We start from the raw sequence: 447 nt of genomic DNA on the forward strand, positions 1-447 counted from the left end.
TTCCTGAAGAGAACGTACGCGATCTGAAGGAAATTCCTGACAACATCAAGCAAGATCTACAGATTAAACCCGTTAAATGGATTGACGAGGTCCTGCAAATTGCGCTGCAATACGCGCCGGAACCCTTGCCGGATGTGGTTCCGGAGATCGTTGCAAAGGATGACAAACGCGAGTCTGACTCTAAGGAAAGAATTAGCACGCATTAGTACGCATTTGCCTGGGGGGCTTCCTTGACAGTTTTTTAGAGCCCTTGTTATAAAGCGGCTCTTAAGTGTCTGTAGGCCATTCAGCACTCGTTTTTTTTGCTTTCACCAAAAAACTTAGAATCAAACTCAAATAGATATAAGGGGACTTAGAGTGAACAAGTCGGAACTGATTGATGCTATCGCTGCATCCGCTGATATCCCGAAAGCTGCTGCTGGCCGTGCGCTGGACGCTGTAATCGAA

1 protein-coding gene is annotated in these 447 nt (G+C 46.5%); it reads left to right on the top strand.

Features of this window, described 5'->3' with window-relative positions; all coding sequences use genetic code 11:
- Positions 1–206: S16 family serine protease (locus AC1DF0_RS32270; RefSeq protein WP_477577662.1), on the top strand; the 206-nt coding region annotated here is incomplete at its 5' end.
- Positions 207–447: the final 241 nt, after the last annotated feature.

This window comes from Paenibacillus sp. 05T425, assembly GCF_056396205.1.